Annotated in this window: 30 protein-coding genes and 1 tRNA gene; 16 read left to right on the top strand and 15 right to left on the bottom strand. The window is 46.2% G+C overall.

Going from position 1 to position 25020, the window contains the following annotated elements:
- Positions 1-47: 47 nt before the first annotated feature.
- Positions 48-1832: a translation elongation factor 4 gene (gene lepA, locus AC1RNB_RS15710; RefSeq protein WP_493084358.1), complete on the top strand. Its 1785-nt coding sequence runs from the start codon at positions 48-50 to the stop codon at positions 1830-1832.
- Positions 1833-1908: 76 nt separating this feature from the next.
- Here the strand turns inward: lepA and AC1RNB_RS15705 are convergent, their stop codons facing one another.
- From AC1RNB_RS15705 to AC1RNB_RS15665, 9 genes are all read right to left on the bottom strand, one after another.
- Positions 1909-2841: a hypothetical protein gene (locus AC1RNB_RS15705; protein ID WP_493084356.1), complete on the bottom strand. Its 933-nt coding sequence runs from the start codon at positions 2839-2841 to the stop codon at positions 1909-1911.
- Between the two features lie 71 nt (positions 2842-2912).
- Positions 2913-3467, bottom strand: a complete 555-nt coding sequence (locus AC1RNB_RS15700; RefSeq protein WP_493084354.1) for a D-glycero-alpha-D-manno-heptose-1,7-bisphosphate 7-phosphatase — start codon at positions 3465-3467, stop codon at positions 2913-2915.
- Between the two features lies 1 nt (position 3468).
- Positions 3469-4167 carry a nucleotidyltransferase family protein gene (locus tag AC1RNB_RS15695; protein WP_493084352.1) on the bottom strand — a complete coding sequence of 233 codons (699 nt, stop codon included), beginning with the start codon at positions 4165-4167 and terminating at the stop codon, positions 3469-3471.
- Positions 4167-4742 (bottom strand): D-sedoheptulose-7-phosphate isomerase, encoded by a 576-nt coding sequence (locus AC1RNB_RS15690; RefSeq protein ID WP_493084350.1) that lies wholly within the window; start codon positions 4740-4742, stop codon positions 4167-4169. The genes AC1RNB_RS15695 and AC1RNB_RS15690 overlap by 1 nt, the downstream gene beginning before the upstream one ends.
- Before the next feature lie 22 nt (positions 4743-4764).
- The gene (locus AC1RNB_RS15685; protein WP_493084349.1) at positions 4765-5790 is read right to left on the bottom strand and encodes a GHMP family kinase ATP-binding protein; all 1026 of its coding nucleotides are present in this window, start codon (positions 5788-5790) and stop codon (positions 4765-4767) included.
- A gap of 67 nt (positions 5791-5857) precedes the next feature.
- Positions 5858-6991, bottom strand: a complete 1134-nt coding sequence (locus AC1RNB_RS15680; protein ID WP_493084347.1) for a glycosyltransferase — start codon at positions 6989-6991, stop codon at positions 5858-5860.
- A gap of 82 nt (positions 6992-7073) precedes the next feature.
- Positions 7074-8018 (bottom strand): glycosyltransferase family 2 protein, encoded by a 945-nt coding sequence (locus tag AC1RNB_RS15675; protein ID WP_493084345.1) that lies wholly within the window; start codon positions 8016-8018, stop codon positions 7074-7076.
- A gap of 9 nt (positions 8019-8027) precedes the next feature.
- A complete protein-coding gene (locus AC1RNB_RS15670) occupies positions 8028-8564 on the bottom strand; it encodes a DUF4199 domain-containing protein (protein WP_493084343.1) in 537 nt (178 codons plus the stop codon).
- A gap of 5 nt (positions 8565-8569) precedes the next feature.
- On the bottom strand, positions 8570-9838 hold the full coding sequence (locus AC1RNB_RS15665) for a dihydroorotase (RefSeq protein ID WP_493084342.1): 1269 nt from the start codon (positions 9836-9838) through the stop codon (positions 8570-8572).
- A gap of 226 nt (positions 9839-10064) precedes the next feature.
- Here AC1RNB_RS15665 and AC1RNB_RS15660 point away from each other — a divergent pair, with 226 nt between their 5' ends.
- The 3 genes from AC1RNB_RS15660 to AC1RNB_RS15650 all read left to right on the top strand — a co-directional run bounded on the left by AC1RNB_RS15660 (position 10065) and on the right by AC1RNB_RS15650 (position 11118).
- Positions 10065-10310 carry a GIY-YIG nuclease family protein gene (locus tag AC1RNB_RS15660; RefSeq protein WP_493084340.1) on the top strand — a complete coding sequence of 82 codons (246 nt, stop codon included), beginning with the start codon at positions 10065-10067 and terminating at the stop codon, positions 10308-10310.
- Between the two features lie 5 nt (positions 10311-10315).
- Positions 10316-10389 (top strand) — tRNA-Pro (locus AC1RNB_RS15655).
- A 276-nt stretch (positions 10390-10665) separates the two neighbouring features.
- A complete protein-coding gene (locus tag AC1RNB_RS15650) occupies positions 10666-11118 on the top strand; it encodes a phage tail protein (protein WP_493084338.1) in 453 nt (150 codons plus the stop codon).
- 91 nt (positions 11119-11209) lie between these two features.
- Here the strand turns inward: AC1RNB_RS15650 and AC1RNB_RS15645 are convergent, their stop codons facing one another.
- Positions 11210-12484 carry a T9SS type A sorting domain-containing protein gene (locus tag AC1RNB_RS15645; protein ID WP_493084490.1) on the bottom strand — a complete coding sequence of 425 codons (1275 nt, stop codon included), beginning with the start codon at positions 12482-12484 and terminating at the stop codon, positions 11210-11212.
- A gap of 154 nt (positions 12485-12638) precedes the next feature.
- On the opposite strand from AC1RNB_RS15645, the gene AC1RNB_RS15640 reads away from it, so the two are divergent.
- Positions 12639-13067, top strand: coding sequence for a DUF1573 domain-containing protein (locus AC1RNB_RS15640; RefSeq protein ID WP_493084336.1), 429 nt, complete (start codon positions 12639-12641; stop codon positions 13065-13067).
- A 76-nt stretch (positions 13068-13143) separates the two neighbouring features.
- Here AC1RNB_RS15640 and AC1RNB_RS15635 read toward each other — a convergent pair whose 3' ends face one another.
- On the bottom strand, positions 13144-13560 hold the full coding sequence (locus AC1RNB_RS15635) for a nucleoside-diphosphate kinase (protein ID WP_493084334.1): 417 nt from the start codon (positions 13558-13560) through the stop codon (positions 13144-13146).
- 134 nt (positions 13561-13694) lie between these two features.
- Between AC1RNB_RS15635 and AC1RNB_RS15630 the strand changes: the two genes are divergently transcribed.
- Together AC1RNB_RS15630 and AC1RNB_RS15625 are read left to right on the top strand one after the other, a co-directional pair.
- Positions 13695-14702, top strand: a complete 1008-nt coding sequence (locus tag AC1RNB_RS15630) for a DHH family phosphoesterase (RefSeq protein ID WP_493084332.1) — start codon at positions 13695-13697, stop codon at positions 14700-14702.
- Positions 14703-14708: 6 nt separating this feature from the next.
- Positions 14709-15623, top strand: a complete 915-nt coding sequence (locus tag AC1RNB_RS15625) for an FKBP-type peptidyl-prolyl cis-trans isomerase (protein WP_493084330.1) — start codon at positions 14709-14711, stop codon at positions 15621-15623.
- A gap of 84 nt (positions 15624-15707) precedes the next feature.
- Here AC1RNB_RS15625 and folP read toward each other — a convergent pair whose 3' ends face one another.
- Positions 15708-16532: a dihydropteroate synthase gene (folP, locus tag AC1RNB_RS15620; protein WP_493084328.1), complete on the bottom strand. Its 825-nt coding sequence runs from the start codon at positions 16530-16532 to the stop codon at positions 15708-15710.
- Positions 16533-16601: 69 nt separating this feature from the next.
- Here folP and AC1RNB_RS15615 point away from each other — a divergent pair, with 69 nt between their 5' ends.
- The 3 genes from AC1RNB_RS15615 to AC1RNB_RS15605 are packed head-to-tail and all read left to right on the top strand — an operon-like array spanning position 16602 to position 19343.
- Entirely contained in the window at positions 16602-17147 is a 546-nt protein-coding gene (locus AC1RNB_RS15615; protein ID WP_493084327.1) for a DUF1599 domain-containing protein, read from the top strand.
- Between the two features lie 4 nt (positions 17148-17151).
- On the top strand, positions 17152-18255 hold the full coding sequence (locus AC1RNB_RS15610; RefSeq protein ID WP_493084325.1) for a BT_3928 family protein: 1104 nt from the start codon (positions 17152-17154) through the stop codon (positions 18253-18255).
- A gap of 44 nt (positions 18256-18299) precedes the next feature.
- Positions 18300-19343 carry an ABC transporter permease gene (locus tag AC1RNB_RS15605; protein ID WP_493084324.1) on the top strand — a complete coding sequence of 348 codons (1044 nt, stop codon included), beginning with the start codon at positions 18300-18302 and terminating at the stop codon, positions 19341-19343.
- Between the two features lie 12 nt (positions 19344-19355).
- Here AC1RNB_RS15605 and AC1RNB_RS15600 read toward each other — a convergent pair whose 3' ends face one another.
- Both AC1RNB_RS15600 and recF read right to left on the bottom strand, forming a co-directional pair.
- Positions 19356-19637 carry a DciA family protein gene (locus AC1RNB_RS15600; protein ID WP_493084322.1) on the bottom strand — a complete coding sequence of 94 codons (282 nt, stop codon included), beginning with the start codon at positions 19635-19637 and terminating at the stop codon, positions 19356-19358.
- 93 nt (positions 19638-19730) lie between these two features.
- On the bottom strand, positions 19731-20816 hold the full coding sequence (gene recF / locus AC1RNB_RS15595) for a DNA replication/repair protein RecF (RefSeq protein ID WP_493084320.1): 1086 nt from the start codon (positions 20814-20816) through the stop codon (positions 19731-19733).
- Positions 20817-20898: 82 nt separating this feature from the next.
- Between recF and pyrR the strand changes: the two genes are divergently transcribed.
- From pyrR to AC1RNB_RS15575, 4 genes are all read left to right on the top strand, one after another.
- The gene (gene pyrR / locus AC1RNB_RS15590) at positions 20899-21420 is read left to right on the top strand and encodes a bifunctional pyr operon transcriptional regulator/uracil phosphoribosyltransferase PyrR (protein ID WP_493084318.1); all 522 of its coding nucleotides are present in this window, start codon (positions 20899-20901) and stop codon (positions 21418-21420) included.
- A 123-nt stretch (positions 21421-21543) separates the two neighbouring features.
- Complete coding sequence (locus AC1RNB_RS15585; protein WP_493084317.1) at positions 21544-22470, top strand: aspartate carbamoyltransferase catalytic subunit; 927 nt, start codon at positions 21544-21546, stop codon at positions 22468-22470.
- 91 nt (positions 22471-22561) lie between these two features.
- On the top strand, positions 22562-23047 hold the full coding sequence (gene coaD / locus AC1RNB_RS15580) for a pantetheine-phosphate adenylyltransferase (protein ID WP_493084315.1): 486 nt from the start codon (positions 22562-22564) through the stop codon (positions 23045-23047).
- Positions 23048-23052: 5 nt separating this feature from the next.
- Complete coding sequence (locus AC1RNB_RS15575) at positions 23053-23481, top strand: hotdog fold thioesterase (RefSeq protein ID WP_493084314.1); 429 nt, start codon at positions 23053-23055, stop codon at positions 23479-23481.
- A 26-nt stretch (positions 23482-23507) separates the two neighbouring features.
- Here the strand turns inward: AC1RNB_RS15575 and AC1RNB_RS15570 are convergent, their stop codons facing one another.
- Entirely contained in the window at positions 23508-23924 is a 417-nt protein-coding gene (locus AC1RNB_RS15570; protein ID WP_493084312.1) for an NUDIX hydrolase, read from the bottom strand.
- A gap of 71 nt (positions 23925-23995) precedes the next feature.
- Between AC1RNB_RS15570 and pyrE the strand changes: the two genes are divergently transcribed.
- A complete protein-coding gene (gene pyrE / locus AC1RNB_RS15565; RefSeq protein WP_493084310.1) occupies positions 23996-24628 on the top strand; it encodes an orotate phosphoribosyltransferase in 633 nt (210 codons plus the stop codon).
- A gap of 23 nt (positions 24629-24651) precedes the next feature.
- A partial coding sequence (locus tag AC1RNB_RS15560) for a hypothetical protein (protein WP_493084309.1) occupies positions 24652-25020 on the top strand: 369 nt, incomplete at its 3' end.

Genomic DNA, 25020 nt, shown 5'->3' with positions numbered 1-25020 from the left:
AAAATCGTACCCCATACTTCGTAGCGGGCACTTATCTTTGCAGCCTTATGAAGAATATCAGGAATTTTTGCATCATTGCCCATATTGATCATGGTAAGAGTACCCTGGCCGACAGGCTGTTGGAACATACCAAGACCATTGGCGACCGGGACATGATGAACCAGGTACTGGATGATATGGACCTGGAACGTGAAAAAGGGATCACTATCAAGAGTCACGCGATTCAGATCAACTATCCGTATAAAGGGGAGGAATATATTTTAAACCTGATAGATACACCCGGTCACGTAGATTTCAGTTATGAGGTAAGCCGTGCCCTGGCCGCCTGTGAGGGAGCACTGCTGCTGGTAGATGCTTCGCAGGGCATTCAGGCGCAGACAATCAGCAACTTGTACCTGGCAATTGACAATGATCTTGAGATCATTCCGGTGATCAATAAGATTGATATGGATGGGGCCAAGATTCCTGAAGTAACCGACCAGATCATTGATCTGATCGGCTGCAAACAGGAAGATATCCTGCTGGCCAGCGGTAAGTCGGGTATTGGTATCGAAGAGATCCTGCATGCCATTATTGAGCGGATCCCTGCGCCGGAAGGACGTTATGACGCGCCTTTACAGGCTTTGATCTTCGATAGTGTATTTAATAGTTTCAGAGGCATTATCGTTTATTATCGCATCCTGAATGGGGTATTGAAAAAAGGAGACAAGATCCGTTTTGTGGCATCCGGCTCTGACTATTTTGCGGATGAAGTAGGGGTACTGAAGCTCAGTATGACCCCTAAGGAAGAAGTGAAAGCTGGCGATGTGGGTTATATCATTACGGGCATCAAGAACGCCAAGGAAGTAAAAGTGGGAGATACCATTACCCTCGCCAATAACCCCGGCGAAATGATCCATGGTTTTGAGGAAGTAAAACCGATGGTATTTGCGGGCATTTTCCCGGTGAATACAGACGATTTTGAAGTGCTGCGCGATTGCATGGGTAAACTGCAGTTAAACGATGCTTCGCTGGTATTTGAACTGGAAACTTCGCAGGCATTGGGTTTTGGTTTCCGATGCGGATTCCTGGGCCTGCTGCATATGGAGATCATACAGGAACGACTGGAACGCGAGTTTAACCAGACAGTAATCACCACCGTACCCAACGTAAGTTTTACGGCCTATACCACCCGTGGTGAGAAGATCAATGTGAACAACCCGATCGAAATGCCGGATCCGGTAAAAGTGGCCAAGATCGAAGAGCCCTATATCAAGGCGCAGATCATTACCCAGCCGGACTATATAGGTAATATCATGACCCTTTGCCTCGGCAAAAGAGGAATCCTGATTAACCAGAGTTATCTTACCCCCACCCGTGTAGAGTTGATATTTGAAATGCCGCTTACTGAGATCGTATTCGATTTCTACGATAAACTAAAGAGTTCTACCCGTGGATATGCTTCATTCGATTATACGCCGATCGATTACCGCGAAGCGGATATCGTAAAAATGGATATCCTGCTGAATGGTGAGAAAGTGGATGCACTGAGCGCGCTCATTCACCGTGGCCGGGCGGAAGATTTCGGAAGAAAGCTCTGTGAGAAGTTAAAAGAATTATTACCCAAACAACAATTCCAGATCGCGATACAGGCCGCCATCGGCGCTAAAGTAATAGCGAGAGAAAATATCAGCGCCATGCGGAAAGACGTAACTGCCAAATGTTATGGTGGTGATATCAGTCGTAAACGGAAATTGCTGGAAAAACAGAAAGAAGGTAAAAAACGTATGCGCCAGATTGGTAATGTGGAAATTCCGCAGGAAGCGTTTTTGGCAGTACTGAAACTGGATTAAAATCGATAAGTCAAAAGTCAAAATTCAAAAGTCAAAAGGTTCATTTTTTTGACTTTTGAATTTTGACTTTTGAATTTTAGCCTTTCCCTTTTTTTCCTCCCGGAAAAACCGTTCCTCCTCTCGGGGCTCCGGGCTGTGGTGGGTTAATATTATTCCTGGGATCAGCTTCTTTTACAACGGGTACATGCACCCATTTCCCGTTTACCCATCTAAATCCTTCGTAACTGCCCAGCGGCACCAGGGTATAGCGGTTCTCAGGTTCGCCTGTTTCGCTGGTGAGATGGGCAAAAGTGATCATATCCAGTTCTTCATCAAAATTCAAACGGGCATTGGCCTGTTTCTTAAACTCAAGGCAAAAACGGTAGGCCGGTTGGGCCGGTTTTAAAGCATCATTGGCATAGCTGAAATAACGGCCGCCGAAGAGGGGGCGATTTCTTTCGTCGAAAGTCAATACTTCCAGCCATTTTTTGGTGCTGCGTGCGTCGTTCTCATCATAACCGATGAGTGTATAATAATTTTTATTGTTGTAGGTCTTCTGTATGATGTTATAGTAAACGGCACCGATCCATTGTTCGTTGGTTCGCACAGAATCTACCGGGTTTTCTGTAAAAGGAGAGTTATCGTATAACGGAATCAGTTTCAAAGAACCGTCAGCCGTACGGAACTGGATGGCTCCTTTCTGACGGTAATAAGAAAAGTCTTTCATCACCTGCCAGGTAAATATGCGGAAACTGCTGTCGGGGGCGTATAGATGGGAGATGGTTTTCAGAGAATCAAAAGGGTAGGAGAAAGAATAGGGCACTTTTAAAGCCTGCACCAGGGCTTTGGTAAAGATGCTGTCGGCTGTGGTTCGGTCGCCCACTTCTTCGCCATTCACAATGTCATTGGCATAATTGCGCATGTTTTCTTCCAGTTGCGTCAACAACTGTACAGAAGCAGGGATCTTTTGTTGCGCGTTCGCTGAGAACAGGATACAAAACAAAAACAGAAATACAAATACTTGCTTCATACCTCAATATTACGCCCTATCTGCGAGCAGAAAGAAGCCCAGGTTAGGGTTCGGCCAATTTTAAGGTTTTCTTAGACCCTTACGGCCCTGGCAAAATCTAACAGGTTATCAAAACGCAGGTCTATCCGCGGATCGGGAAAGGGTGTTTCGGGGTGTGTGGATGCCACAAATACGGTATACAGACCGGCATTACGGCCAAATTCCATATCACTGGTGCGGTTGCCTGCCACAATACTTTTGCTGAAATCGATCTCCGGGAAGTCGGCCTTTGCCTGAAAAGCCATACCGGGGTTGGGTTTGCGGTTGGGGGAATCATTATCGAGATCAGCGCAGAAATAGATCCTGTCAATTCTTCCGCCGGCTTTGTTAATCTCTTCCTGCATATGCTGATGGATCCGTTGCAGGTCAGCCAGGGTCATCAATTCTCTCCCAACACCCTTCTGGTTGGTTACGATCACAATTCTGCTGAACCTTTGCGCCAGCAAGGCCATTGCTTCCAGTGTGGTATCATAAAAACGGAATTCTTCCCAGTTGCGGATATAATCATTGTCCTTATCGTGATTGATCACGCCATCGCGGTCAAGGAATAAGGTCCAGTCTTTGTTGATCTGTGTCAGGTCCAGCATACTAATACGTTAATTCTGTTTGTGCCCTCTGGTAATCTTCGGGGATGCCGATATCTATAAAATAGCCTTCCAGTTCTATGCCATAGATATTTCCCTCTGTATAAAACCGTTGCAGAAAATCTGTTTCAAAAGAAAATTTCTCAGGTAGCCCTTTACTAAGTAAGCAGGCTTTGTTGATCAGGTATACGCCACCGTTGATCAATCCCTTTTCAAAGAATTGTTTTTCCCTGAAATGACAAACACTTCCTTCCGCGGTAAGTTCTACAGTACCGTAGCGGCTAACATTCTGCATGGCTTTCAGTGCCAGTGTACAACAGCTTTTCCGTGCAAAATGGAAAGCGGCCTGTTCCTGAATATCCGTTTGGAAAATACTATCGCCGTTCACCACTACAAAATTATCCTGTTCTGCTATTTGAGCAGCATATTGAATGGCACCACCAGTACCCAAAGGTGTATCTTCTACCACTACTTCATAGGTGCCTGCGGGTAATGTTTCGGATAGAAAACCGAGAAATGTTTCTGATTTATATCCGAGCGAAAAAATAAAACGGGTGATACCCTGTTGTGAAAGATGACGGATTACATAGGCGATAAAAGGTCTGCCATTAACAGGTGCCATACACTTGGGCAGATCTGGCACGGCTTCCCGTAAACGGGTACCCAGACCACCTGCCAGAATGATCGCTTCGGTAACCCGCATTACCCGAAAATTTTGGCTTCCACCAGTTCGCAGATGATATGGCCAACCATGATATGGCTCTCCTGTATTCTCGGTGTATCGGCAGAGGGAACATTGAGCAGGTAATCGCCCGCTTCCTTCATCTTGCCACCGCTGGCGCCGGTAAATCCAACCGTGATCACTTTCTTATCCCGCGCAGCGGCAAAAGCGTTCAGGATATTCTTTGAATTACCTGAAGTGCTTAATCCGATCAAAACATCTCCTTCTTCGCAGATGCCTTCTACCAGGCGCGAATAGATCACATCATAACTGTAATCATTGGCTACAGCAGTGAGATAAGAGGAATTGCAGTGAAGGGCTTCGGAAGGAAGCGCTTTTCTGTCTTTATAAAATCTCCCTGAAAACTCGGCTGCCAGGTGTTGGGCATCTGCTGCACTGCCGCCATTACCGCAAAACAATACTTTTTTACCACTCTGAAAGGCGTATGTTACAACTTCTACTATTTTTTCTATGTTTTGGAGAAAAGCGGCATCGGCCAGGATCTGCTGCTTCACATCGATAGAGGCACTGATAATACTTTGAATCTTTGCGTTCATTTGCATGTTATGTTTTGCCGGATCATTGTGCTGTCCAGCTGGTTAAACCATGTTGTGTAAACTGATAAGGATTGATCCTTCCGCCAAAGGTATTCAATGTCTCAATAACCTTGTAACGCGAATTACCCGGACAATAAAAGATCATAAATCCACCTCCGCCCGCTCCGCTGATCTTACCGCCTGTGGCACCGGCCTTAATAGCCGAATCATAGATGGCATCTATGGAGCTGTTACTGATATTGGCCGCCATATTTTTTTTCTGCCTAAAACCATAATCCAGGATCTCGCCGATGGCTCCGAGTTTACCTACCAGCAGGGCTTCTTTCATCATCCTTGCCTGTTCTTTTAACTGGTGCATGGCATCAATGCTTTTGGTATTGTTCTCTTTCACATTCCGCTGTTGTTCTGTAATGATGGACGCTGATTCACGTGTGGTAGCGGTGAAATACAATACCAGGTTATTCTCCAGTTCATTCAGGTATTCCTGTTTGATCCGCAAGGGGTTTACGATCACTTTATCGTTGCCATAGAACTCCATGAAATTAAAACCACCAAAAGTGGCCGCATACTGATCCTGCCTGCCACCGGCCAGTTGCAGGTCGTTTCGTTCTATCTCGTAGGCATAATGCGCCATATCGTATTCACCCAAAGGCAGTTTCAGCATTTCTGCAAAAGCACCGATAATGGCTACTACCAGGGTAGAGGAAGTGCCCAGTCCGCTGCCGGCAGGTGCATCTACAAAAGTAGAAAGACGTATACCCGGCTGTGTGAAGGGATAGTCTTTCTGAATCCGGTTATAAACACCTTTCAGCAGATCCAGCTCCCCGGTAATGGGTAAGTGTGTATTCCAGTCAAAACTATGTTCCTGTTGTTTGTCTACCGAATACAGATGAATTTTCCCATCATCCGTCGTCTCAATAGTGGCATGTGCATGCAGGGATAATGTGGCATTCAGAATGGCACCACCAAACTGGTCGCAGTAAGGACTCACATCCGTTCCGCCACCAGCTAAACCGATCCGTAAAGGAGCTTTGCTGCGATAGATCATGGGTTGTTTGCATTAACCGTTTGCCGCACCGGCCAACCGGTAAGTTTCCGCAGGGGAAATACTACGATCAGGCGCTTTCTTTTGCCATCTGTTCAATGGCCATAGCGAGCTGGTGCCAGCTGTATTTTTTCTTCTCTTCACGAAGATGGGGCAAAAAATAATCTTCACCTAATTCATACAGGTGTAGGATGCCTTCGGCGATAGCAGTTGGCTCAGGTTCCGTCACAATCCCCACTTTCCCATCCGGTACCAGATCGGGTAAACCGCCTACATTGGTCACCAGCATGGGTTTCTCAAAATGATAGGCGAGAGGGGTAACACCGCTTTGGGTGGCATTACGGTAAGGTTGTATTACAAAATCGGCAGCACTGAGGTAATAACGTACTTCGCTGTCGGCAATAAAATCGGTGCGTAAGATCAATTGCCCGGCGATGCCCAGTTTTTCGATCAACGCATCATATTCTTCTCTTTTCTCGTAGAACTCACCCGCCACCAGCAGTTTAATGCCAGCTGCCAGTATTCTTACATCCTGCATGGCTTCCAGCAAAAGATCCAATCCTTTGTATTTGCGGATGAAACCAAAAAACAGGATGATCTTTTCACCTGTAGGCAGCGATAAATGTGCACGGGCTTCTGTTTTATCGAGGGCATCTCCGAAATTATCATACAAGGGATGCACCACCTGCCTTGCTGGTTTATGGGTAAAAAGAAGCAGATCCTCCTTCACTTTTTCGCTCATGGTAATGAACGCATGGATGGGCTTAACAAAATATTTCGTGAACGCCGTATCGCCCGGTCTGTGTTCGTGCGGAATCACATTATCGGCAATGCAGACCACACGGGTAAAACCGTTTTTCCGCACTTTCCGCAGAATGGTTCCTAAACAAGGCCCCATTAAAGGCAGCCAGTAACGTACGATGATCAGATCAGGTTTTAACCTGGCCAATTCATTACCTACCCGTAACCAGTTAAGCGGGTTGATGGAATTGATACAAACCTTGATCGACAGATCTGCCGGTGCAGGTTCGGTTGAATATTGTGTAGTTCCCGGAAACAAAAAATCCGGGTATTGCAAAGAGAAAGTATAGATCATTGACTCATATCCCTGCATTTTAAATTCACGCGCGAGCCGTTCATCAAATGAAGCCAATCCACCACGTAGGGGCCAGGCGGGACCGATGATGATGGCTTTTGGGGACATGGGTTTGGGGTTTGGGGTTTGGGGTTTGGGGTTTGGAGTACTTTATCTTAGCATTAACTCCAAACTCCAAACCCCAAACTATTTAATCAATTCCTAAAGTGGTTTCAATCAGATAACTGTTTCTTTCCGGTGCATTTCTGGCAATCAGTTCTGCAATAAAACCGGTGAGGAATAATTGCATACCAATGATCATGGTAGTAAGGGCGATGTAAAAAGACGGGCGGTTGGTAAGGCTGAAATCTTCCGTCATGAATTTTGCTGCAATCAGATAGATACTGGAGCCAAGTCCAATGAGAAAAAAGAGGGTTCCCAGTAATCCGAAGAACTGCATGGGCCTTTTGCCGAATTTTCCGAGGAACATAATAGTAGCCAGATCAAGGAAGCCGTTTACAAACCGTTGCCAGCCAAATTTGGTGACGCCGTATTTACGCGGGCGGTGTTCTACTACTTTCTCACCAATCTTCCGGAAGCCGCTCCATTTGGCCAGGATGGGGATATAACGGTGCATCTCTCCATATACTTCAATGCTCTTGATCACTTTCCGTTTATAAGCTTTTAAACCGCAGTTAAAATCATGCAGCCGGATGCCTGAACTGAAGCGGGCAGTAGCATTAAACAGTTTTGAGGGGATATTTTTGGTAAGGGTATTATCGTAACGCTTTTTTTTCCAGCCACTCACCATATCAAACCCGCCATGGATGATCATATTCCTCAGTTCAGGAATTTCATCGGGAGAGTCCTGCATATCTGCATCCATGGTAATAACCACATCGCCCTGGGCGGCTTTAAAACCTTCATTCAGGGCCGCAGATTTGCCATAATTACGCTGGAATTTGATGCCTTTGAAATGCGGGTTTTCTGTCGATTTTCTTTCGATGAAAGCCCAGCTATCATCCGTACTTCCGTCATCCACCAGGATCACTTCATAGGAAAGTTGGTGTTGCGTTACAACCGATTCTATCCAGCTGCACAATTCCGGTAAAGATTCATCCTCGTTGATTAAAGGAATTACGATTGATACGTCCATGTTGCTTGATTAGTCGGCAAATTTTTCTTCTTTTCTGATCACCAGAGAGATCAGCAGACTTTTTACAAAATCCCAGATCAGAAATAATCCGGTACCCATAAAGATCTTACCTATTCCGGTTCCTTTCGCACCTTCTTCCATGCCGGATTTCATGGCTTTGTCGATATCTTCTTCTGAAGCACCGAATTTCTCCATCATGGCCCTCGTTTTTTCCAGACCTACCTGTACTGATTTTTGTGTCAGTTCTTTATCAATCAGGTTATACAGCACATAAGTGGCAATGGCAGTTATCAGTGCAACTATTACATAACTCAGGAAAGTAAATTTTAATGCCTGCGAGAAAGGCAGTAACCCATCATTCTGTTTTTTGATCTGAATGCCTGAAAAAATCAGGATTACAATCATGAAGGGAATGAAATTAGCCCAGAACTGCACGCTGACAAATGTATTTAACCCGGCTGCCCAGGATCCGTACATCAGTAATACAGCAATCAATCCATTGATACAACCCCATTTGAGACCTTCATTAACGATGTTTACTTTCATAAAAATCAGTTTTGGTTTAAAGTTAGTTTTCCTTTGTGAACGATACCCATTATTTTTCCGGTCAGCTCTCTGTCGAGGAACGGTGTATTGGGCGATTTGGTTTGTAAGCGGGTGCGGGTAAGCAAAGTCACGGCTTTTCTGTTGAAGATCGTTAATTCTGCCACAGCACCTTCGCTGATATGTGTCGCAGGTAAGTGAAAAATCTTACGTGCTTCCAAGGAAAACAATTGAACCAGTCTTTCTGCACTCAGTTCCGGCAGCAAATGGTTCACCACAGCAAAACTGCTTTCCAGTCCGGTCATGCCGTTTTTGGCATATTCAAATTCGCAGGTTTTATTGTCCCAGTCCTGCGGTAAATGATGAGAAGCAATACAATCCACCACACCATTGATCACGCCTTCCCGCAATGCCAGCATATCTGCTTTGGTGCGGAGGGGAGGATTCACTTTCAGGTTGGTATCATAGCTCTGCATGTCTTCATCGCAGAAGAACAGGTGATAAGGCGTAACACTGCAACTGATCTGAAGTCCTTCTTTTTTAGCCGCAGCAATAAAGTCCAACCCGTTTTTGGTAGAAATGCCGGTGATATGCAGGCGTGATTGGGTATATCTCAACAGGTCAATATCTCTTTTAATGATCACTTCCTCCGCCAGTGCCGGGATGCCGGGCAGACCAAGACGGGTAGAAATAATGCCTTCGTTGATGAGTCCACCGGCACCAATACTCTTATCCAGCGGCACTTGTACCAAAGTGCCATCAAACGCTTTTATATATTGCAGGGCTTTTACAAACAGGCCGGGCGATTGAACGGGTAAAATACCATCGGAAAAAGCTACTGCACCGCTCTGTTTCATATCGTACATCTCGGCCAGGTCTTTTCCTTCGGTTCCGCGGGTAATGGCCCCCAGTGGATAAATGGTTACGGGCAGCGATTTGGATTGCTGGCAGATATATTCCACCTGCGATTTACTGTCTACCACCGGTAAAGTGTTCGGCAGCACAAATACACGGGTAAAACCACCCGCTGCCGCAGCCGCCGCACCGGTTTCCAGGGTTTCTTTGTATTCGTAACCGGGGTCGCAGAAATGGGAAAAAGTATCTACCCATCCCGGAGATACGAAGGCACCGGAGGCATCTATGACCTCATCGGCCGCAACCTTGATGCCGGGTGCAATTTGTATAATACGTTCTCCATCGATTAAAATATCAGTAACCTGGCCATGGTGAGGGGAATCCGGATCGGCTATAACCGCCTGCTTTACAAGTATCTTCATGTAGCGGTGGTAAAATTTTCTGCAATATAACCTGAATTTTTCTTTTCCCCCTATATTTGCAACCCATTTAGTGGTTACCAGTTACAGGTTGCTGGTTACAGGTATGTTTCAGTTATTCTGATACTTGTACAAAGATGGATTTTTTCGGGACGTAGCGCAGCCCGGTAGCGCATCCCGCCAATAGGCGGGAGGGGCAGGGGTTCATTGAAAGAAGACAAAAAATAATATGGATTTTGTGGTTTACATATTATTTAGTGATAATCTGCAAAAGTATTATGTAGGTCAGACCAGCGATTTGGAAAAGAGAATACAGAATCACAATTTTGGGAAATCTGCTTTTACATCAAAAGGTATTCCTTGGAAACTTGTTCATATTTTCGCTTGCAGTAATAGATCTGAAGCGATCAGATTGGAAACTTCGATTAAAAGAAGAGGAATAAAACGGTACTTACAGGATAAGAGTATTCTGTAGTTTTTCGGGACGTAGCGCAGCCCGGTAGCGCACACGTCTGGGGGGCGTGGGGTCGCAAGTTCAAATCTTGTCGTCCCGACAAGCAAAGCCTCGTGAAGAGATTCACGGGGCTTTTTTATATCATCGATTCAATCTAAATGATTTGGCAGCCCGATAGCGCATCCCGCCGAAAGGCGGGAGGGTCGCAAGTTCAAATCTTGTCGTCCCGACAAGTAAAGCCCTGTGAAGTTATTCACGGGGCTTTTTTATGCACTTTCAGCTGCAACAACACTGATCAATAGTCAACCTGTTCATCGTTATAGTTTTCTGTATTATCTTGTACACATCATCAATCAGTAAATGTATATCAGCTTTTATGGCAGAAAAGGGATCAAAAGAACCATCGGCTGCATGGCCGCTTGTAAAATTTACATTCTCCGTCACAATCGGAAATGACGAATTGGTTTTTCAGGAAGTAACAGGCCTGTCTTCAGAAACACAGGTATTAGAATACCGCGCAGGAAACAATGCCGCATTCTCAACCATAAAAATGCCGGGTATCAAAAAGTACGGTAACGTGACGCTGAAGAAAGGTATTTTCAAGAGTGACAAAAGCATGTGGGCCATGTATAACGCAATGAAGATGAATACGATTGCGAGAAAAACAATTACTATCTGTTTATTGGATGAGTCTAACGTACCGGCTATGACATGGAAGCTTGCTAATGCATTCCCGGTTAAAATGACGTTGACTGACATGAAATCAGACTCGAACGAAGCGGCAGTAGAGACCATGGAGCTGGCTTACGAAGGATTAACCATCGTTTAAACGTATAAAAGGATAGTTTTCTTTTTGTGGAACCCCACAATAAAAAAACCGTCAAATGACGGTTTTTTTATAATTTATTAATCAATATTAGTTACTCCACAATCAATTGCTGTGAATACACCGTACGGTTAAATACATCCGCAATCTGTACAAAATAAACACCCTTGGCATGTTGCGCCGGGAAGGTGAAAGAATGGGTACTGGTTTTGGTGCCGATATTCATTTTTCCTTCGAGGATCGGTTTACCGGTTAGATCCAGCAGAATCATTTTATATTCTCCTTTTTCTTTCAGGTTGCTGACTTTGATCTGGAACCTGCTCCGGTTGGTGATGGGATTGGGGAAGAGGCTGATAGCAGGCAGGTTATTCTCATCCGCTTCCACCGTTTGTATAAAGTTGACAGTATTTGGTTTTGCTTTTTCCTTCTCTTTCTGCGAAGCGGCTGGCTGGAACAAGAGGTTACTGCTGGCCATATCAGCAATATTGCCCAATGAATTACCACGGATATCAATAGGGGTTGCTTCCAGTGAAGGCCATTTGATTTTTTGTACCGGGGAGAAATTTTTACCAAAGCTGGTTCCGCAACTTACCAGCAGGCTGCCATCCGCATCAACCGAAGCACCATTGGAGGTAAATTCGGCCGGCAGGTTTTTGATCTGGCCGATGTAATCCGCTTTTTTACTGGGCAAACTGATACGGAATACATGGTTGTATAAAGTGATCAGGTACAGACTTCCATCCGCCGCACCCACCATATCGCCACCCCAGGAAGTACAACTGGAGCGGACGAGTACCGTATTCTGCGGGTTATCTATCAAAACGCCCAGGTCCTGGATCACCGGCGTACCCTGGGTAGAAAATTTGATCAGGTGTTCACCATCATTGGATAAAGCATAGCCGAATCCATCAGCGCCCATGGCCATCCGGGTTACCTGGTTGGCAACATCTTCTTTGTTATGCAGGAGGTTAATGGACTGGTTCTCCAGGCAGGTAAAGGAAGCATCGGACTCTTTCAGGTCCAGATAACGTAATTCGGATAACTGCAGGGGAATATAGAACAGGCGGTTACTTTTGGCATCGTAGGCAAGACTGGCTACCGATCCGCCCAGTGGCGATTGGGTGCCTTTTTCGTCCTTCCGGTTGTTTAACTGGTAAGAGCTATAACCGTTATTCCTGACCGAGTATTTCTGACCGGGTTCAAACAGTGCTTCCGATGCCTTACCAGATCCCAGTTCAAGGGTGCTGAAACGGTCGTACACAAAGGGTGTACCTGGCTTGGCTGTAATCATAAAGGTTTTATAACCCGTCTGCTGCGAAAAAGACAGGTAGCTGAGCGAGCATAAAAGGGCAGTAGTAAGTATTCTCATCACAAGTAGTGTTTGGAAATGGTGAAACAGTTATTGTTTCCCGCAGGAATTGGTAGTTAAAAATATTATTTTATCTGATAATACCATCGGGAAAAATGGCAGGTGGCAAATTAAAATTACCTTAGTGTAGAGCTTTCACCTTACACAAGTAGATATGAAAAGAATTGTTTTAGTATGTTCCCTGTTTTTGCTGGTACAGCAGTTGGCTGCCCAAACCCAGGTTACTGTGGTTACAGATATTGATAAATTGCTCAGTTTCACCAACGCCGATTATGATATGGGCAAAATTCCTTCCGGTAAGCCACTGGAGTATAATGTGGTCATCAAAAATATCAGTAAGGATACGGTGGTATTGAAAGAAGTAACGGCCGGTTGTGGTTGTACCACACCTAAGTACCGGGCCAATGAAAAGATCGCACCGGGTAAATCCACTTTTATCACACTGGGTTTTAATGGGGGAGCCAGCGGACCTTTTTCCAAAACAGCGGTTATTTCCTTTACCAATGGACTGAATAAACCCGTACAGTTTAAAGGAGTGGCCGTGGCAGACAGTACGGTGGCCAAACCGGTAAGCATCAACTAAGAAAACCAACTGACCAGATATAAAAAAGCCATCCTTGTTTAACGGGATGGCTTTTTTCATCAGTATAGTTTGTCAGTTAGAACCTTTCCAGCTTAGAGAAGAAGAAATCTCCTTCAATAGCGGCATTCTCATCACTGTCGCTTCCGTGAACGGCATTCTCGCCTACAGAAGCTGCATATAATTTACGGATGGTTCCTTCTTCTGCCTGTGCAGGGTTGGTGGCACCGATCAGTTTGCGGAAATCAGCCACGGCATTCTCTTTTTCCAGGATAGCGGCTACAATCGGGCCACTGCTCATGAATTCAACCAGTTCGCCGTAAAAAGGTCTTTCTTTATGTACTTCATAAAACAAACCAGCCTGCGCTTCGGTTAAACGGGTCCATTTCATGGCTTTCACGGTAAAACCCGCTTTGATGATCTGGTCTAAAATAGCACCGGTATATCCCTTCTGGGTAGCATCCGGCTTGATCATGGTAAATGTTCTGTTGCTCATATAGTTTGTAAAATTTCGGCCGCAAAAGTAAGCATTCGCTACCCGTTTCAGGGAGAATTGGGTGTTATTTTTGTTAAAGCCGTACAAATTGATTTGATAGAATAGGCCGGATACCGCAATTTTGCCGCCACTATATGCTCCCGATCGATCAATTCTACCCCCAACTCAGTACCCCTGCCAAAATAGTGGTAACCATGCATCAGAAGCCTGATGGCGATGCCATGGGCTCCGCTTTGGGCCTGTACCATTTCCTGATAGCCATGGGGCACGAGGTAACCGTGATCTCACCCACCAACTGGGCCGGTTTTCTGGATTGGATGCCCGGGATTGACACGGTGATCGATTTTGAACAGCAAAAAGAGAAATCACTGGGCATCATCAATAGCGCCCATGTCATTTTCTGCCTCGATTTCAATATCCTGCACCGCACCAAACACATGGAACAGCCCTTGCTTTCAGCCGGCTGCACCAAGATACTGATCGATCACCACCAGCAACCCCAGGAAGAAGCGTTTACCTATGGTATCAGCGATACCCGCAAAAGCTCAACCTGCGAAATGGTCTATGATTTTATCGTTGATTCTGGTAATCTGGACAAACTCACCATCCATACAGCAGAATGTCTATATACAGGTGTTATGACCGATACCGGTTCTTTCCGTTTCCCGGCTACCACGGCTTCTGTACATCGGATGGTGGCAACGTTGAAAGAGATCGGTCTGCATCATACCAAAGTGCACGATAATATTTACGATAATTTCCTCGAGAACCGTCTCCGTTTTATCGGGTATGCCTTGGTAAACCGGATGGAAGTTCTCTATGAATATAACACCGCTTTGATGTATATTACCCGGGCTGATCTGCAACGCTACAATATCAAAACCGGCGATACGGAAGGATTGGTGAACTACCTGCTAACCATACAGGGTATTAAATTCGGAGCCCTGGTGATAGACCGTGACGGGGAGCGAAAATGGAGCTTCCGCAGTAAAGGGGCATTTGATGTAAATGCATTTGCGAGGAAACATTTTAACGGCGGCGGGCACGTAAATGCAGCAGGTGGGGGCAGTTACGACAGCCTGGATGCCAATGTGGCCAATTTTAAAGAAGTGATCAAAGAATATCAAAATCAACTACAATAAAAACAAATGATGAGAACAACCACCACGCTGTTACTAGCGATCGTATTGCTTGCAAGCTGCAATCAATTCCAGAAAACCCCCTCCGGTCTTTCTTACAAGATCACCAGTGGCGGCAGTAAAGAAAAACTGAAACATGGACAGTTCGTTAAATTCAATATTGAATATAAGGTTCCACCAAAAGATTCCGTACTGACCTCTTCTTACGGTCATGTACCTGCTTACCTCGTGATTGATACCTCACGCCCCAACAAACACAGTTTTCTGGAGATCATCACCAAGTGTGGTGTAGGTGATAAAGTTGAGTTCAGCATGAGCGTAGATACCCTGAAAAAACTGGGGATGCTTGAGTACAACAATATCTTCCGTGCCAGGGACATGATCAAAGGCCGTGTGGAGATCATTAAAGTATTCGACAACCAGGAACTGGCTTCTACCGACCTGACCAAAGAGCAAGGGCTGGAAAAAGACAGGGAAGTAAAAGACCTGCAGGCGTTGGTGGCTAAAAAAGGTATCAAAACCGTATCTACTCCTTCCGGCGTACTGGTTGAAGTGCTTTCTGCCGGCGATGCTACCCTGAAAGCCGATACCGGCAAACAGGCTTCTGTTTTATACAGGGGAACATTCATGGATGGAAAGGAATTTGATTCCAACATGGATAAAAACAAACCCGGAGCACAACCCCTGAGCGTGATCTTCGGTGGCCAGAGTGTGATCCCCGGTCTGGAAGAAGGTCTGCGTTTATTTGGTAAAGGTGGTAAAGGAAAGATCTATATCCCCGCTATGCTGGCTTACGGCCAGAACGGACAGCCGCCGGTTATTCCACAGTATGCGAATATGATATTTGAGATAGAGGTCCTGGATATCACCACAGCTGCTGCCAAACCTGCACAACCGCAGATGCCGGGTATGCCACAACACTAAAATAATTTTGCAGGAGATATGACAAAGGTTCCGCCATGCGGGACCTTTGCTTTTTTTGCAGGAGGGAGAACTGCAGTGACGCTTTTATCGGAGATGCTGAGTCAGTTTCACTGCTTCCACGGCTTCTTTCACATCGTGTACCCGCAGGATAGAAGCGCCCTTTAATAATCCCGCAGTATGTAAAACGGTGGTACCATTCAGGGCTTCCTCAGGTGTAATACCAAGGGTTTTATAAATGCTGGACTTCCTGGAAACGCCCAGCAGTATAGGTTTATGAAGGATGGAAAATACTTCCAGGTTCTTCAGTATCTCAAAATTCTGGGCAATGGTTTTACTGAAACCAAAACCAGGGTCAATGATCAGATCAACAATACCTGCCTCTTGGCATTCCCGTTTTTTGGCAATGAAATAATCCAGTACTTCCTGAGTTATATCAATCCCTGCATGGGTCTTATGCATCGTATCAGCCGTTCCTTTCACATGCATACATACATAAGGCACCCGTAAACCGGCAACGGTAGCCAGCATACTGGCATCAAAACTGCCACCGCTGATATCATTGATGATGTCTGCACCCGTTTCTGCCGCAGCACGGGCAACAGCTGAAAAATAAGTGTCCACCGAAATAAAACTCTCCGGAAACCGGCTGCGCATCGCTTCAATCACTGGTAATACCCGTTCTATCTCTTCCTCCGCCGTTAGCTGTTTGCTGCCCGGTCGGGTGCTTTGTCCGCCAATATCCAGCATCGTGGCGCCTTCATTTAGCATCAACTCGGCCATCAGCAGGGCACTGTCTACCGTAAATTGCCTGCTCCCGCTATAAAAAGAATCGGGTGTGATGTTGATAATACCCATCACCACCGGTTGTGCTATTTTCAGTAATCTTCCTTTACAATTCAGTGTGTACATACAGGGATTCAATTATCTTGCAGTCAGTCAAAGGTATTACCAAAGCCACGATAAACAGTGCAATAAAAAATGAGCCGGACCAATATACAATACGACGAGGCCGTGGGCCAGTGTAAGGAGATCTTCCTCAAAAAGACCAAGGATTATGGTACTGCCTGGCGGGTATTGCGTACCATTTCAGTGGTGGACCAGATCTTTATCAAAGCCCTGCGCATCCGCACCATACAGGACCTGCAGAAGCAGAAAGTGGGCGATGATATTCCTTCCGAATTCAAGGGCATCCTGAACTATGCCGTTATCGGGCTGATGCAGCTGGAACTGGGCCAACCGCAGGTAGAGGAACTGCCGGTAGAAAAAGTAGATGAGCTGTACCGCAAATACATTGGTTTTGCGAAGAATACCATGCTCGATAAAAACCATGATTATGGGGAAGCCTGGCGCGAAATGAGCCAGCAGAGTTTTGCCGATCTGATACTGATGAAGCTGATGCGCATTAAACAGATTCTGGCGAATGATGGTAAAACACTTATCAGCGAAGGCATAGATGCCAATTATGTAGACATTATCAATTATTCCGTTTTTGCATTAATCTTAATTGCCGAAGGCAAACACTAACCGTATGAAAACATTTCTGCTCATTGTACGATGGACCGTAGGCCTGTTGTTTATTTTTTCCGGGCTGGTAAAAGCCAACGACCCGCTGGGTTTAAGCTATAAGATGCAGGAGTTTTTTGAAGTGTGGAACATGCATTTCCTGAATGATTATACCCTGGCTTTTGCACTGGTGATGAATGTGTTCGAGATCGTGGCCGGTGTGGCAGTGATCATCGGATGGCGCATGAAACTGTTCAGCTGGTTATTATTGCTGCTGATCATTTTCTTTACCTTCCTCACCGGTTACGCACTGTTTTCCGGCAAGATCAAAACCTGTGGTTGCTTTGGCGATTGTTTGCCCTTAACGCCTGCCCAGTCTTTTGGAAAAGATATCTTCCTGCTGGTACTGATCTTGGTCTTGTTTTTTGCGGCCAACAAAATCAAATCTGCCGTAAAACCGGCCGGTGCCATGGTATTGTTATTACTGGCAACGGTAGGAACCAGTTATGGACAGTATTATGTATTACAGCATCTTCCTTTTGTAGATTGTCTGCCCTATAAAAAAGGCAACGACCTGCTGGAGCAGATGAAAACCCCGGTCAATGCTATTCCGGATAGTTTTTCCATTGTATTTACTTACAAACGTCAGGGTAAACAACTGGAATTTGACCAGGCCAATTTTCCGGCTGATTTTGATTCTACTTATGAATACGTAGATAGGAAGGATCAACTGGTCAGAAAAGGGAATGGACTGACCGCAAAGATCACCGACTTTTCCCTGCAAACCATTTCCGGCGTAGATACTACTGCGGCGGTATTGGCTACTCCTGGTAAATATCTTCTCTTATTGGTCAAAGATTTTGATCATACCGAGGCATGGTTATCCGGTTTTGATAAAGTGAAAGAAGCCGCTGCCCAACAAAACCTGCCCATACTGGTAGTAACCGCAGATGCCGATAAGGCTCAATCTGTACTTCCCGGCCTTGCCATACTCAAATGCGATGCTACGGTTTTAAAAACAGCCGCACGCGTTACACCTACGTATGTGATGATGCAGGCTGCTACCGTCTTATCCAAAACAAGCTATGTAGACGCCGAAAAACTCCTGCAACAAATCAAAACCCAATAAAACCATTCACTCATTCACTCACCCACTCATTCACTCATTAATCCATGTCTTACCTCGCCAAAAAATTACTCTACGGATTACTGGTATTGGTAGGAGTGGTGGTTGTGGTTTTTTTCCTGTTCCAGGGTTTTGGCGATCCGGCCAGATTGGTACTGGGGCAGGCGGGTGATAGTACCACGATCAAAAATATCCGTAAAGAGCTGGCATTGGATCAGCCCAAATGGAAGCAGTTTGTTTTGTATCTGAATGATGTGTCGCCAGTGGCAGTGCATACCGCAGCAGACATCGAAAAGAAACAACTGAAAGGATTTTTCGTCGGAGGTGAACAAAAGCTGGGGATAAAACTGCCCTACCTGCGCCGTTCCTATCAAACCAAAAAAGACGTAGGCGAACTGTTGATGGAAGCCCTGCCGGGAACGCTGGTGCTAGCCTTCGCCGCCATGTGTATTGCTACGCTGATCGGAATTCTGCTGGGCATACTGGCCGCCGTAAAACAAAATACCTGGATGGATACCTCCGCCATTTTTGCGAGTGTACTGGGCATTTCTGCGCCTTCTTTTTTTATGGGCATTGTGCTGGCCTATCTGTTCGGATTTGTGTTGAGCCAGTACACCGGTCTGCACATGACGGGCAGCCTGTTCCAGATCGATCCCTTTACCGGCAAGGAGCTGCAACTGAAGAACCTGATTCTGCCGGCTATTACCCTGGGTATCCGCCCACTAGCCATCATTACCCAGCTCACGCGAAGTTCTATGCTGGATGTGCTTGACCAGGATTATATCCGCACGGCTTATGCCAAAGGACTGTCTAAAAAAATAGTCATCTTTCGCCATGCTTTGCGTAATGCATTAAATCCTGTTATTACTGCCATTACGGGTTGGTTTGCCGAATTGCTGGCAGGTGCTTTTTTTGTGGAATATATTTTTGGCTGGAAAGGGATCGGTAAAGTAACGGTAGATGCGCTGGAGAAATTAGACTTCCCGGTAGTGATGGGCAGTGTACTGATCACCGCTACTTTTTTTATCCTTGTGAATATCCTTGCTGATCTGTTATACGGAGTGGTAGACCCGCGTGTACGGGTAAAATAAAGGGGCAACTGCTTACTGTATGATCACTTCATTGATCACTTTCTCTCCAAAGGCTTCATTTACCCGGTCAATGATCTGCTGTTTCTGGTAAAGCAATTCATTCTTCAAAGGCCCTACAGCAGTATGGATAAATAATTTCTGGTTAATGATCTGGATCTTGTCCGTGTATTTTGCAATGGTTTTACCCATCAGCTGCTCCCAGATCTCTTCGATCTGTATCGCACGGATCCCATTGCGCAAATGACTCTTGTGCAGAAAACCCTTGATCGCATCGCCGATATGAAACTCAGACATGAAGTAAAGTTAGGAGTTAGAAGTTAGAAGTTTGGAGTCACGGTTAACATTATTTCTAACTCCCAACTCCTAACTCCAAACTCCAGACCATTTCTAATCCAGTTCAATTAATTGAAAGGGAATACGAATGCCGGATAATTGTAATTGCAAGCGATCCGCATGTGTATCCGTAATAAACACCTGCCCGTCGCTTTCGGTGCAAACCCAGTTCAGTAACTGGAACATGCGTTGCTCGTCTAATTTTTCAAATACATCATCCAGTAAAAGGATAGGGGTGAAGCCTTTTTTTTCTTTCAGCACCTGCCACTCGGCGAGCTTCAATGCAAAGAGGAGACTTTTCCGTTGACCCTGTGAGGCTTCGGTTTTGAAAGGGGCCGACCCCATATAAAACAACAGGTCATCGCGGTGAGTACCGGCGGTGGTTCTTTGCAGGACCAGGTCTTTTGAACGGCTCAGGTTCAGTAGTGTGGCAAAATCATCTTTCAGTAACTGGCTGTCGTATACCAGCGAAAGTCCATCATCCTTGCCGGCAATACGCTGGTAAATAGATGCCGCCAGCGGAAGGAAACCTTCGAGGAATGTTTTTCTTTCCTTGAAAATATAATTTCCCTTTTTGCATAGCTGTTCGTCCAGAATCTGGAGCAGGGTATCATCCATCGATCCTGTTTCGGCAGATTGCTTCAATAAACTGTTGCGTTGCTGTAAGAGTTTCTGGTAGTTGATCAGGCAAAGCAGGTATTCTTTACTGATCTGCGAAAGCAGGGTGTCAATAAAAGTTCTTCTTTCTTCGCTACCGCCGGTTACCAGCACCACATCATCCGGTGCAATCATCACACAGGGGATTTTGCCGATATGATCGGAGAATTTTTTATAGGCTTCCTCATTCAGCTGCAGTTCTTTCCGGTTGTTCTCGCGCAGAATGCAGACCAGCTCCTGTGGCTCTCCCTGTAAATCATAAGTGGCCTGTAAGCGTAAACCTGCCAGTCCGTGGTGCACATTCTGTGAATCGGGCCGCGAAAAATAACTGCGGGTAAAACTCAGGTAATACACAGCATCCAGCAGGTTGGTTTTGCCGGAACCATTCAGGCCACAGATCCCCACAATTCTTTCTGTAAAAGAAAACTGCTGTTGCAGGTAATTACGGAACTGAACCAATGATATGGAATGAAGCCTGAGCATTTGCGGGCAAATTAAACCAGACGCAGGGAATAATTCCTATCGGGTATGCGAGAAAGCATTTATTTTTATGAAAAATTCGGTTTTGAAGACGATATTATCCGAGCAACAACTGGCATTAACCGTTAAACGACTGGCACACCAGATCCTGGAGAACAATCTCCAGCTGGCTGATACGGTCATTATTGGCCTGCAGCCAAGGGGGATATTCCTCAGCGATAGGATTGTGCAGGAACTGAAAGCCATTGTATCTCCCGAACTGGTGCAATACGGCAAACTGGATATCACTTTTTACCGTGATGATGTGCGTAAAAGCCTGCACATTGCCAACCACACAGATATTCCCTTCAGTATTTCCAATAAAAAAGTAGTGCTGATCGATGATGTGTTGTACACCGGCCGCACCATCCGTGCGGCGCTGGATGCCCTGCTGGATTTTGGACGCCCTTCCAAAGTGTCGCTTTGCGTACTGGTAGACCGCAGGTTCAACCGGGAATTACCCATACAGCCCGATTATGCCGGAAAAGTGATCGATACCATCATTTCGCAGAAAGTAAAAGTGTACTGGAAAGAGAAAGACGGTGGCGATGAAGTGGTGCTAATTTAACTGACGCAGGGAAACTGCACAGAACAAAACCAGCCTATCCGGCAACTTGTAACCCGCAACCGGTATCCAGTAACAAGTAACCCACTTGTTTCTTGTTCCCGAAACCATTACCTTTGATTTTTAATGAAACTATCTACCAAACATCTCCTTGGTATCAAAGATCTCAACAGAGAAGATATTGAGTTAATTCTCTCCACTGCACAGCAATTCAAAGAAGTTTTACAAAGGCCGGTAAAGAAAGTTCCCTCACTGCGTGATGTAACCATCGTAAACCTGTTTTACGAGAATTCTACCCGTACCCGTATGTCTTTTGAACTGGCAGAACGCAGGCTCTCAGCAGATGTACTCAATTTTGCAGCCAGCAGTTCATCCTCCGCCAAAGGCGAAACCCTGCTGGATACCGTGAACAATATTCTCAGCATGAAAGTGGATATGGTGGTGATGCGTCACAGCGCTTCCGGCGCCCCGCATTTTCTGGCCAAACATATTCCTGCTGCCATTGTGAATGCCGGCGACGGAATCAATGAACACCCCACCCAGGCTTTGCTCGATGCCTATTCCATGCAGGAAAAGCTGGGCAAACTGGAAGGACTGAAAGTGGCCATCATTGGCGATATCATGCATAGCCGGGTGGCCCTGAGTAATATGTACCTGCTGAAAAAAATGGGGGCAGAGATCATGGTGGCAGGTCCACCTACCCTCATTCCCAAATACATTGCCGAAGCCCTTGGCGTAAGGGTGGAATATAACCTCAAAAAAGCCCTGCAATGGTGCGATGTGGCCAATGTGCTGCGCATACAGCTGGAGCGCCAGAACCAGCCTTTATTCTCTTCGCTGCGCGAGTATAACCTGGCCTATGGTATCAAACGGAAAGTACTGGAAAGCCTGGGCAAAGACATTGTGATCATGCACCCCGGACCCATTAACCGCGGTGTGGAGCTGGACAGCGATGTGGCCGACGGGCCTTATTCCATCATCCTGAACCAGGTAGAGAACGGGGTGGCGGTGAGAATGGCCGTGCTGTACCTGCTGGTTGACAGAGAAAGCTGATCTCCGTAACAAACTGCTGAACTGGGAATGTTTAGCGGCCTTCGTGGTTTGTACTGTCTACTTCGTATTTTCACCTCCTCAAACCTGCTATATGGAGCGAATCTGCTTGTTTCCCGGAACCTTTGACCCTGTAACACTGGGCCATGTGGATATCATCAACCGGGCTTTACCCCTGTTCGATAAGATCTATGTGGGTATCGGTATCAATTCCTCCAAAAGTCCCATGTTCAGCGCCGAACAGCGGATGCACTGGTTCAGCGAAATCTATAAGGATGAGCCGCGGGTACAGAGTGTGGTGTATGACGGACTGACCGTGAACTACTGCCGTATCATCCATGCCGGTTTTATTTTACGGGGCATCCGGTACGTGAGCGATTTTGAGTACGAAAAAACCATCGCCGATGCCAACCGTACACTTGATAAAAACATCGAAACCATTTTCCTTACCGGCGAGCCAAAATATACATCGGTGGCGTCTACCATTGTACGCGACATCATCCGCAACGGGGGAGATGCTTCTCCCTTTCTGCCGGAAGCCGTGAATATTACATTACGTTCATTGAATACAAATAAATAATCCACATGCGCATCTGGTTCAACAAAGACCTTACTCTGGAAGATTTTCAGGCACTGGGTAAAGACACCATGGGCGATTTTATCGGGATCCGTTTTTCGGAACTGGGCGATACCCATCTCTCAGCTACCATGCCGGTAGACCACCGCACCAAACAACCTTATGGTTTATTGCATGGAGGAGCTTCTGTTACGCTGGCAGAAACTTTGGGCAGCGTAGGTTCAGCGCTGGTGATAGATCCGGAGAATTTTATTTGTGTAGGACAGGAGATCAATGCCAACCATATCCGCAGTGCCCAAAGCGGACAGGTAACCGGAACGGCTACGCCGATACACCTGGGTGCCACCTCACATGTATGGGAGATCAAAATCCACGATGAGCAGGGAAAACTGGTTTGTGTGAGCCGGTTAACCGTGGCGATCCTGAAAAAACGGTAAGCCTATTTTTATGGTGAGTAACACAGTCAGATCAGTCCAGCCTTTTTAATGATATCGATTACCGTATCATAACTGTTTTCAAGGCAGGTGGCCAATGTTTCACCCTTTACCCATCGGATCTCCAGGATATCTTCTTCTGTTTGCGGAACCAGGTTTTGCACGCCGCTGGCCTGCATGGCAAACCAATGGGTTTCCTTGATCACATCCTGGTTGATAAATGTGTCAAAGTATTCGTGGTAGCTGATGCCGATCAGTTTTCCGAGGGTTAATCCAGTGATGCCGGTTTCTTCCATCACTTCCCTGGCGGCGCATTGGGCAATGGTTTCGCCTTCATCCAGTTTGCCTTTGGGAAGATCCCATTTACCCCTGCGGAAGATCAGCAGCAGTTCGCCCGCTTCGTTCAGCACCAGGCCGCCTCCCGCAATAATTTTCATTTTTTCCATGATGCATCAAATGTGAATACAATTTCTCAATTTCCCAATTCCCCTTTCTAAAATGGCCTTACTTTCGCGCTATGACAAACGAAAAAGCCGTTGCTGAAAAACTGCTGCAGGTAGCAGCTGTAAAACTGAGTCCGGAGAAACCTTTTACCTGGGCCAGTGGCTGGAAAAGCCCTATTTATTGCGATAACCGCCGGGTATTATCCTTTCCTTTTGTACGTGATTTTGTGAAGAGCGAAATGTGTAATGTGATCTTCGAACATTTTCCGCAGGCCGAAGTACTGGCGGGTGTGGCCACGGCAGGCATTCCCTGGGGAGCCATGGCTGCCGACCAGTTAAAGCTGCCTTATATCTATGTGCGCCCAAAACCCAAGGAACATGGCCTGGGCAACCAGATCGAAGGGTTTTATACCCCAGGGCAGCGCGTATTGGTGATCGAGGATCTGATCTCTACCGGTAAAAGCAGTTTGCAGGTGGTGGATGTGCTGCGTAATGCCGGCGTGGAAGTGGTAGGCATGGTCTCCATTTTTACCTACGGGTTTTCTGTGGCAGATAAAGCTTTCGAAGAGGCCAAAGTGCCTTACCGCTCGCTCACCAATTATGCCAACCTGATCAGCCTGGCGGTGGACAAAGGGCAGGTGTCTGCCGATACCGAACAATTACTGCTTTCCTGGCGTAACGACCCGGCTAACTGGCAGGGTATTTGACCTAGTAACTGAAATTTGTACCCATGAAAAAAATACTGTTCTTAACCGGTTGTTTACTGGCCGGTGTCAATGCCTTACAGGCGCAGCAACCCAAACCGGAATGGGTAACCATTAAATCGGCCAACCTGCGTTGCTGGGAGTGTAAAGAAAAGCTGGACAAATACCTGTTGATGGAGAACAAGGCCAATATGGAAAGTGGTATGATGACCTGGAAGATCAACCTGCTGCAGGGCGAGATCAAAGTACAGTTTTTGCCCGACCGTACCAGTGCTTCTGCCATTAAAGCGGCCCTGAACAATGCCGGTTTTGATGCCGATGCCGATAAAGCCGAACCGGAAGCCTATAAATTATTACCTCCCATCTGTAAACGCGCCGAAGACGGCGGCGGCCCG

It is taken from the genome of Sediminibacterium sp. GW821-FHT12F12 (assembly GCF_058806635.1).
This window is presented reverse-complemented; position numbering and strand designations above follow the sequence as displayed.

Excerpts from the sequence above, each read along its gene's own strand:
- AC1RNB_RS15635 (WP_493084334.1), bottom strand. The coding sequence starts at position 13,560 with ATGAGCAACAGAACATTTACCATGATCAAGCCGGATGCTACCCAGAAG.
- coaD (WP_493084315.1), top strand. The coding sequence starts at position 22,562 with ATGGAGCGAATCTGCTTGTTTCCCGGAACCTTTGACCCTGTAACACTG.
- AC1RNB_RS15685 (WP_493084349.1), bottom strand. The coding sequence starts at position 5,790 with ATGATCTATCGCAGCAAAGCTCCTTTACGGATCGGTTTAGCTGGTGGC.
- AC1RNB_RS15600 (WP_493084322.1), bottom strand. The coding sequence starts at position 19,637 with ATGTCTGAGTTTCATATCGGCGATGCGATCAAGGGTTTTCTGCACAAG.
- AC1RNB_RS15680 (WP_493084347.1), bottom strand. The coding sequence starts at position 6,991 with ATGTCCCCAAAAGCCATCATCATCGGTCCCGCCTGGCCCCTACGTGGT.
- lepA (WP_493084358.1), top strand. The coding sequence starts at position 48 with ATGAAGAATATCAGGAATTTTTGCATCATTGCCCATATTGATCATGGT.
- AC1RNB_RS15625 (WP_493084330.1), top strand. The coding sequence starts at position 14,709 with ATGATGAGAACAACCACCACGCTGTTACTAGCGATCGTATTGCTTGCA.
- AC1RNB_RS15665 (WP_493084342.1), bottom strand. The coding sequence starts at position 9,838 with ATGAAGATACTTGTAAAGCAGGCGGTTATAGCCGATCCGGATTCCCCT.
- AC1RNB_RS15690 (WP_493084350.1), bottom strand. The coding sequence starts at position 4,742 with ATGAACGCAAAGATTCAAAGTATTATCAGTGCCTCTATCGATGTGAAG.
- pyrE (WP_493084310.1), top strand. The coding sequence starts at position 23,996 with ATGACAAACGAAAAAGCCGTTGCTGAAAAACTGCTGCAGGTAGCAGCT.
- AC1RNB_RS15615 (WP_493084327.1), top strand. The coding sequence starts at position 16,602 with ATGAGCCGGACCAATATACAATACGACGAGGCCGTGGGCCAGTGTAAG.
- AC1RNB_RS15650 (WP_493084338.1), top strand. The coding sequence starts at position 10,666 with ATGGCAGAAAAGGGATCAAAAGAACCATCGGCTGCATGGCCGCTTGTA.
- AC1RNB_RS15570 (WP_493084312.1), bottom strand. The coding sequence starts at position 23,924 with ATGGAAAAAATGAAAATTATTGCGGGAGGCGGCCTGGTGCTGAACGAA.
- AC1RNB_RS15660 (WP_493084340.1), top strand. The coding sequence starts at position 10,065 with ATGGATTTTGTGGTTTACATATTATTTAGTGATAATCTGCAAAAGTAT.
- AC1RNB_RS15700 (WP_493084354.1), bottom strand. The coding sequence starts at position 3,467 with ATGCTGGACCTGACACAGATCAACAAAGACTGGACCTTATTCCTTGAC.
- AC1RNB_RS15695 (WP_493084352.1), bottom strand. The coding sequence starts at position 4,167 with ATGCGGGTTACCGAAGCGATCATTCTGGCAGGTGGTCTGGGTACCCGT.
- AC1RNB_RS15705 (WP_493084356.1), bottom strand. The coding sequence starts at position 2,841 with ATGAAGCAAGTATTTGTATTTCTGTTTTTGTTTTGTATCCTGTTCTCA.
- AC1RNB_RS15630 (WP_493084332.1), top strand. The coding sequence starts at position 13,695 with ATGCTCCCGATCGATCAATTCTACCCCCAACTCAGTACCCCTGCCAAA.
- AC1RNB_RS15670 (WP_493084343.1), bottom strand. The coding sequence starts at position 8,564 with ATGAAAGTAAACATCGTTAATGAAGGTCTCAAATGGGGTTGTATCAAT.
- AC1RNB_RS15640 (WP_493084336.1), top strand. The coding sequence starts at position 12,639 with ATGAAAAGAATTGTTTTAGTATGTTCCCTGTTTTTGCTGGTACAGCAG.
- AC1RNB_RS15585 (WP_493084317.1), top strand. The coding sequence starts at position 21,544 with ATGAAACTATCTACCAAACATCTCCTTGGTATCAAAGATCTCAACAGA.
- AC1RNB_RS15605 (WP_493084324.1), top strand. The coding sequence starts at position 18,300 with ATGTCTTACCTCGCCAAAAAATTACTCTACGGATTACTGGTATTGGTA.
- recF (WP_493084320.1), bottom strand. The coding sequence starts at position 20,816 with ATGCTCAGGCTTCATTCCATATCATTGGTTCAGTTCCGTAATTACCTG.
- AC1RNB_RS15675 (WP_493084345.1), bottom strand. The coding sequence starts at position 8,018 with ATGGACGTATCAATCGTAATTCCTTTAATCAACGAGGATGAATCTTTA.
- AC1RNB_RS15575 (WP_493084314.1), top strand. The coding sequence starts at position 23,053 with ATGCGCATCTGGTTCAACAAAGACCTTACTCTGGAAGATTTTCAGGCA.
- folP (WP_493084328.1), bottom strand. The coding sequence starts at position 16,532 with ATGTACACACTGAATTGTAAAGGAAGATTACTGAAAATAGCACAACCG.
- AC1RNB_RS15610 (WP_493084325.1), top strand. The coding sequence starts at position 17,152 with ATGAAAACATTTCTGCTCATTGTACGATGGACCGTAGGCCTGTTGTTT.
- AC1RNB_RS15645 (WP_493084490.1), bottom strand. The coding sequence starts at position 12,484 with ATGAGAATACTTACTACTGCCCTTTTATGCTCGCTCAGCTACCTGTCT.